Consider the following 6,396-nt stretch of genomic DNA (forward strand, 5'->3'; position numbering starts at 1 on the left):
TAGTTATGTAATAACGGACAAGCGGGAGGGGAAGGGATGAGGAAAAAGCTTAAATGGCTCAGTTTTTTGCTAGGCTTCATCGTATTACTATTTCTGTTCAAATATCAGTTCAGCAATAACGACTCTTGGAAGCCGTGGAGCCTGCCCTTGAGCGGTAAAATCATTTATCTAGATCCAGGTCATGGCGGGCCTGACGGCGGAGCAGTCGGCGGAAAGCTGTTAGAGAAGGATGTTACCCTGGAAGTGGCCTTTAGAGTCAGGGATTATCTTCAAGAACAAGGAGCGCTTGTTATCATGACCAGAGAAAGTGATACTGATCTCGCTCCAGAAGGAACAAAAGGCTATAGTCGACGAAAAGCTGAGGATCTAAGACAACGAGTCAAATTAATAAACCATTCAGAGGCGGAGCTCTATATCAGCATTCATCTTAATGCGATTCCGTCACAAAAATGGAGCGGAGCCCAAAGCTTTTATTACGGGAAATATGCGGAAAATGAGAAAGTCGCAAAATACATCCAGGATGAGCTGAGAAGAAATCTGGAAAACACAACCCGGAAAGCAAAGCGGATTCATGGTATCTACTTAATGCAAAACGTCACCAAACCGGGGGCACTTATAGAAGTCGGATTTTTATCCAATCCAAACGAAGCAACGCTGCTCGGTAAACCGAAATATCAAGACAAGGTGGCATCTTCCATATATAAAGGCATTTTGCGATATTTCACAGAAAAAGGAGACCCTCCGGAGTAATGGAGGGTTTTCTTGTGGTTCTAAGCATAAGACACCCGCCATTTATGTATGATATAATAATAATTGTAAACGAATACACAAAAGGGTGAGGTTCGATGATAAGAGAAGATGAAGTAAGAAAACTAGTCGGAGAAATGCGCGAACCTTTTCTTCAAAGACCTCTGGGAGAATTGGATGCCGTTAAGGAAATTAAAATAAAGCCTGAAAAACGGCATATCAGTGTAAAAGTCGCTCTTGCAAAAACAGGAACTGCAGAACAAATGCAGATTCAGCAAGAGATCGTAAACGTATTAAAAGGGGCAGGAGCTGAGACAGTCGGCCTTCGATTTGAAGAGCTGCCTGAAGAAACGGTTGCTAAATTCCGGGCGCCGTCAGCTGAGAAAAAAACATTATTAAATATGGATAACCCGCCAGTCTTTCTTGCTGTAGCAAGTGGAAAAGGCGGCGTAGGCAAGTCAACTGTGTCAGTAAACCTAGCTATTTCTCTGGCTCGTCTAGGGAAAAAGGTTGGTTTAATTGATGCGGATATTTATGGGTTCAGTGTGCCGGACATGATGGGTATCACTGTGCGTCCAACAATTGAAGGAGAGAAACTTCTTCCTGTTGAACGCTTTGGAGTAAAGGTCATGTCAATGGGCTTTTTCGTAGAAGAAAATGCCCCGGTCGTATGGAGAGGGCCGATGCTCGGCAAAATGCTGAATAATTTTTTCCATGAAGTAGAGTGGGGAGAAGTAGACTATATCGTTCTTGATCTTCCGCCTGGTACAGGGGACGTTGCTCTCGATATACATACAATGCTTCCGAGCTGCAAAGAAATTATCGTATCTACGCCACATCCGACAGCTGCTTTTGTCGCGGCCAGAGCGGGCTCTATGGCGATTAAAACCGATCATGAGGTCGTGGGTGTCATAGAGAACATGGCTTATTATGAAAGTGCAAAGACAGGGGAAAGAGAATATGTGTTTGGAAAAGGCGGAGGAGATAAACTGGCTGAGGAACTAAACGTGCCTTTGCTCGGCAGAATCCCATTGAAACAGCCCGATTGGAATAAGGACCAATTTGCTCCGTCTGTTTATGACGAAAATCATCCAATCGGAGAAATATATCAGGACATCGCAAAAAAAATAGATGCAAAAATGTCAGTGCAGGTATAAAAGGTGAACCGGGATTCCAGATCCCGGCTTTCCCTTTATTCACTTTCTTTTGCTGTGTCTTTTGCTGCTTTTTTCAGCTCATCTTCGAACTGCTTTTTGTAAAGCGGACTAGAAAGTGTTTCGTTAATAACCTCTTCTAAATAACTGCGGAATTCTTGGCTTTTTGCCAGCTGGCTGTACTTTTTATCCATGCCGGGATCCTGCATAACGCTCATCAGCATCTTCTGGTAATCTGGATCCTTCATCAGCTTTTTAATCACTTTTTCATGCTCTGTCTGAAGAGTTTTGGCAAAGCCCTCAGCAAAATCAGTGTCTTCAAAGATGTTTTTCCAAAATTCTTCACCTTTTTTAGATGTGAGTGTTTTTTCTATTGTTCCTTTAATTGCATCTTGGTCAATCACCAGCGCTTCATTCATGGCATCATCATTTAATAATTCCTTAATAGCTTTCTTTCCATCATCAGTTTTTAATATATCAACAACCATTTTTTTGGTCTGATCATAGTCCATATCCGCTGCTTGGTCTTTTGGAGCGCAAGCTGTTACAGATAATAACAAAAAACAGCTCATCAATAGCGTTTTGGCTTTTGACATGCTTAAGCTCCTTTCACATACTTGTCTTACCTTTAATATGATTCATCTGTTTGGAATTATACATAACAAAATATCGCTGTTCGCGATTTTTGAGGGGATGAATAAAGAAATGAAAAGCCGTGGTTTAGTTCGTTTTTTCTTTTCTATTTTAGCTGTCGGGGCGCTTATCACGAGTATTGTGGGTTTTGCTTTAAAGTGGGGAGAATATAGAGGGCTGTTTCTAACATTTGAAGCGGGACAGATTTTCTCTGTTTTATTTTGGTTTATCGGTGTAGGCATGATTTTCAGTGTGATCAGCCAAATGGGTTTTTTCGTGTTTTTAACAGTTCATCGGTTTGCGCTTGAGATATTAAGGTCCCCCTCTTTGTGGAATTTGCTGCAGTTGTTTTTCATCCTGTTTGTTGCTTTTGATTTAATGTACGTGCGTTTTTTATTTTTTGGAGAGAGCGGAGAATCGCTGGCTGGCTATGCGTGGTTACCGGTGTTTTTATTGATCTTTGGAGTGATTACAGCTTATATAAAGCAAAAGCAGTCCTCTAAGAAAACATTTGTGTCATCGTTATTTTTGATGGTTGTGATTACCGCATTAGAATGGTTCCCTGCATTAAGAGTAAATGATGAGGACTGGCTTTATTTAATGCTTTTTCCTTTAATGGCATGTAATGCCTTCCAATTGCTGATGCTGCCGAAGTTTGCAGCAAAGTAATTACTTTACCTCTGCGGATTTGGCATCAGAATTTGCGATGAGATCACCCACGGTTACATTTTTTAATCCTTTTTCTTTCAGCTGATGGATGATATCAGGCAATGCTTCTTCTGTTTGTTTTGCAGAATCGGAGGCATGTAAAAGAATAATGTCTCCACCGGAAACTTGCTTGGTCACATTGTCGATGATTTTTTCAACTCCGGGATTTGTCCAGTCTTGAGAGTTCACACTGTAATGAACGACTGTATAATTGTATTGCTTTGCGACCTTTAGAACATTCTTATTGAATTGGCCGGTAGGGGGTCTTAATAGCTGTATGTCTTTGACCCCTAACTTTTCAAAGGCTGTTTGCGCACGGTTCATGTCCTTTTTTATTTCGTTGCTCTCTAAATTGGCATAGTTTTTATAAGCGTAGCCCATGCTCCCGATTTGATGGCCGTCCTTTACGATACGGGCCACTGTGTCGGGATGGCGTTCTGCCCAAGAAGCGGACAGGAAAAACGTTGCGTTTTTAATCCCGTTTGCTTTCAGAGTATTAAGTATCGGTTCTGCTCTCTCATCACCCCAGCTGATATCGAAAGTAAGTGAAATATCTTTAGAGTCTGTTTCTCCTTTATAAATGGCTTTAGGTCCGGTGTCAGTTGAAAACACGGGAAGCGGGACAGCTCTTTGGATATAAAAAAAGCTGGCAGCTGCAAATGCGGCGATAAGTATAATAATTAATTGTTTTACCCGTTTAATGTGCCACACATAGAAGTGATTCACTGATGATGCCTCCTTATCTTGTCCATCATTCTTGTTTTACATCTTATGAGCATGGACAATTGAATATAACCGATAAAATGTCTCTTCACATACAGCCTAAATTGGGTATTGACCTTTTGATAATATCCGTGATATATTATTATTCGTCGCTGATAAACAGCTGACATCAACTAAAAGCTTCATTAAATACTTTGAAAAAAGTTGTTGACTTAAAAGAAGCTAAATGTTATAGTAATAAAGCTGCTTCGTTAAGCGGCAGTAATGATCTTTGAAAACTAAACAAGACAAAACGTACCTGTTAATTCAGTTTTTAAAAAATCGCACAGCGATGTGCGTAGTCAGTCAAACTACTTTATCGGAGAGTTTGATCCTGGCTCAGGACGAACGCTGGCGGCGTGCCTAATACATGCAAGTCGAGCGGACAGATGGGAGCTTGCTCCCTGATGTTAGCGGCGGACGGGTGAGTAACACGTGGGTAACCTGCCTGTAAGACTGGGATAACTCCGGGAAACCGGGGCTAATACCGGATGGTTGTTTGAACCGCATGGTTCAAACATAAAAGGTGGCTTCGGCTACCACTTACAGATGGACCCGCGGCGCATTAGCTAGTTGGTGAGGTAACGGCTCACCAAGGCAACGATGCGTAGCCGACCTGAGAGGGTGATCGGCCACACTGGGACTGAGACACGGCCCAGACTCCTACGGGAGGCAGCAGTAGGGAATCTTCCGCAATGGACGAAAGTCTGACGGAGCAACGCCGCGTGAGTGATGAAGGTTTTCGGATCGTAAAGCTCTGTTGTTAGGGAAGAACAAGTACCGTTCGAATAGGGCGGTACCTTGACGGTACCTAACCAGAAAGCCACGGCTAACTACGTGCCAGCAGCCGCGGTAATACGTAGGTGGCAAGCGTTGTCCGGAATTATTGGGCGTAAAGGGCTCGCAGGCGGTTTCTTAAGTCTGATGTGAAAGCCCCCGGCTCAACCGGGGAGGGTCATTGGAAACTGGGGAACTTGAGTGCAGAAGAGGAGAGTGGAATTCCACGTGTAGCGGTGAAATGCGTAGAGATGTGGAGGAACACCAGTGGCGAAGGCGACTCTCTGGTCTGTAACTGACGCTGAGGAGCGAAAGCGTGGGGAGCGAACAGGATTAGATACCCTGGTAGTCCACGCCGTAAACGATGAGTGCTAAGTGTTAGGGGGTTTCCGCCCCTTAGTGCTGCAGCTAACGCATTAAGCACTCCGCCTGGGGAGTACGGTCGCAAGACTGAAACTCAAAGGAATTGACGGGGGCCCGCACAAGCGGTGGAGCATGTGGTTTAATTCGAAGCAACGCGAAGAACCTTACCAGGTCTTGACATCCTCTGACAATCCTAGAGATAGGACGTCCCCTTCGGGGGCAGAGTGACAGGTGGTGCATGGTTGTCGTCAGCTCGTGTCGTGAGATGTTGGGTTAAGTCCCGCAACGAGCGCAACCCTTGATCTTAGTTGCCAGCATTCAGTTGGGCACTCTAAGGTGACTGCCGGTGACAAACCGGAGGAAGGTGGGGATGACGTCAAATCATCATGCCCCTTATGACCTGGGCTACACACGTGCTACAATGGACAGAACAAAGGGCAGCGAAACCGCGAGGTTAAGCCAATCCCACAAATCTGTTCTCAGTTCGGATCGCAGTCTGCAACTCGACTGCGTGAAGCTGGAATCGCTAGTAATCGCGGATCAGCATGCCGCGGTGAATACGTTCCCGGGCCTTGTACACACCGCCCGTCACACCACGAGAGTTTGTAACACCCGAAGTCGGTGAGGTAACCTTTTAGGAGCCAGCCGCCGAAGGTGGGACAGATGATTGGGGTGAAGTCGTAACAAGGTAGCCGTATCGGAAGGTGCGGCTGGATCACCTCCTTTCTAAGGATATTATACGGAATATAAGACCTTGGGTCTTATAAACAGAACGTTCCCTGTCTTGTTTAGTTTTGAAGGATCATTCCTTCGAAACGTGTTCTTTGAAAACTAGATAACAGTAGACATCACATTCAATTAAATTAGTAACACAAGATATCACATAGTGATTCTTTTTAACGGTTAAGTTAGAAAGGGCGCACGGTGGATGCCTTGGCACTAGGAGCCGATGAAGGACGGGACGAACACCGATATGCTTCGGGGAGCTGTAAGCAAGCTTTGATCCGGAGATTTCCGAATGGGGAAACCCACCACTCGTAATGGAGTGGTATCCATATCTGAATTCATAGGATATGAGAAGGCAGACCCGGGGAACTGAAACATCTAAGTACCCGGAGGAAGAGAAAGCAAATGCGATTCCCTGAGTAGCGGCGAGCGAAACGGGATTAGCCCAAACCAAGAGGCTTGCCTCTTGGGGTTGTAGGACACTCTGTACGGAGTTACAAAAGAACGAGGTAGATGAAGAGGTCTG

At 44.6% G+C, this 6,396-nt stretch carries 5 protein-coding genes and 2 rRNA genes (1 of these 7 cut by a window edge); 5 read left to right on the forward strand and 2 right to left on the reverse strand.

The window, feature by feature from the left end:
- The first annotated feature begins 36 nt into the window (after positions 1-36).
- Both cwlD and salA read left to right on the forward strand, forming a co-directional pair.
- Positions 37-750 (forward strand): N-acetylmuramoyl-L-alanine amidase CwlD, encoded by a 714-nt coding sequence (gene cwlD / locus MKX71_RS00915; protein ID WP_015252979.1) that lies wholly within the window; start codon positions 37-39, stop codon positions 748-750.
- Positions 751-845: 95 nt separating this feature from the next.
- Positions 846-1,904: an iron-sulfur carrier protein/transcriptional regulator SalA gene (salA, locus tag MKX71_RS00920; protein ID WP_264099424.1), complete on the forward strand. Its 1,059-nt coding sequence runs from the start codon at positions 846-848 to the stop codon at positions 1,902-1,904.
- Between the two features lie 35 nt (positions 1,905-1,939).
- Here the strand turns inward: salA and gerD are convergent, their stop codons facing one another.
- Positions 1,940-2,497: a spore germination lipoprotein GerD gene (gene gerD / locus MKX71_RS00925; RefSeq protein ID WP_003235126.1), complete on the reverse strand. Its 558-nt coding sequence runs from the start codon at positions 2,495-2,497 to the stop codon at positions 1,940-1,942.
- Positions 2,498-2,606: 109 nt separating this feature from the next.
- Between gerD and kbaA the strand changes: the two genes are divergently transcribed.
- The gene (kbaA, locus tag MKX71_RS00930; RefSeq protein ID WP_339231626.1) at positions 2,607-3,203 is read left to right on the forward strand and encodes a KinB-signaling pathway activation protein; all 597 of its coding nucleotides are present in this window, start codon (positions 2,607-2,609) and stop codon (positions 3,201-3,203) included.
- Here the strand turns inward: kbaA and pdaB are convergent, their stop codons facing one another.
- Positions 3,204-3,968, reverse strand: a complete 765-nt coding sequence (gene pdaB / locus MKX71_RS00935) for a polysaccharide deacetylase family sporulation protein PdaB (protein WP_153257188.1) — start codon at positions 3,966-3,968, stop codon at positions 3,204-3,206.
- A gap of 352 nt (positions 3,969-4,320) precedes the next feature.
- Between pdaB and MKX71_RS00940 the strand changes: the two genes are divergently transcribed.
- Positions 4,321-5,870, forward strand: a 16S ribosomal RNA gene (locus MKX71_RS00940).
- 175 nt (positions 5,871-6,045) lie between these two features.
- Positions 6,046-6,396, forward strand: a 23S ribosomal RNA gene (locus MKX71_RS00945) (it continues 2,577 nt past the right edge of the window).
- Together the 16S and 23S rRNA genes form the textbook arrangement of a ribosomal RNA operon.

This window comes from Bacillus sp. FSL M8-0071 (assembly GCF_037975455.1).
Classification (GTDB): Bacteria; Bacillota; Bacilli; order Bacillales; family Bacillaceae; genus Bacillus; species Bacillus subtilis.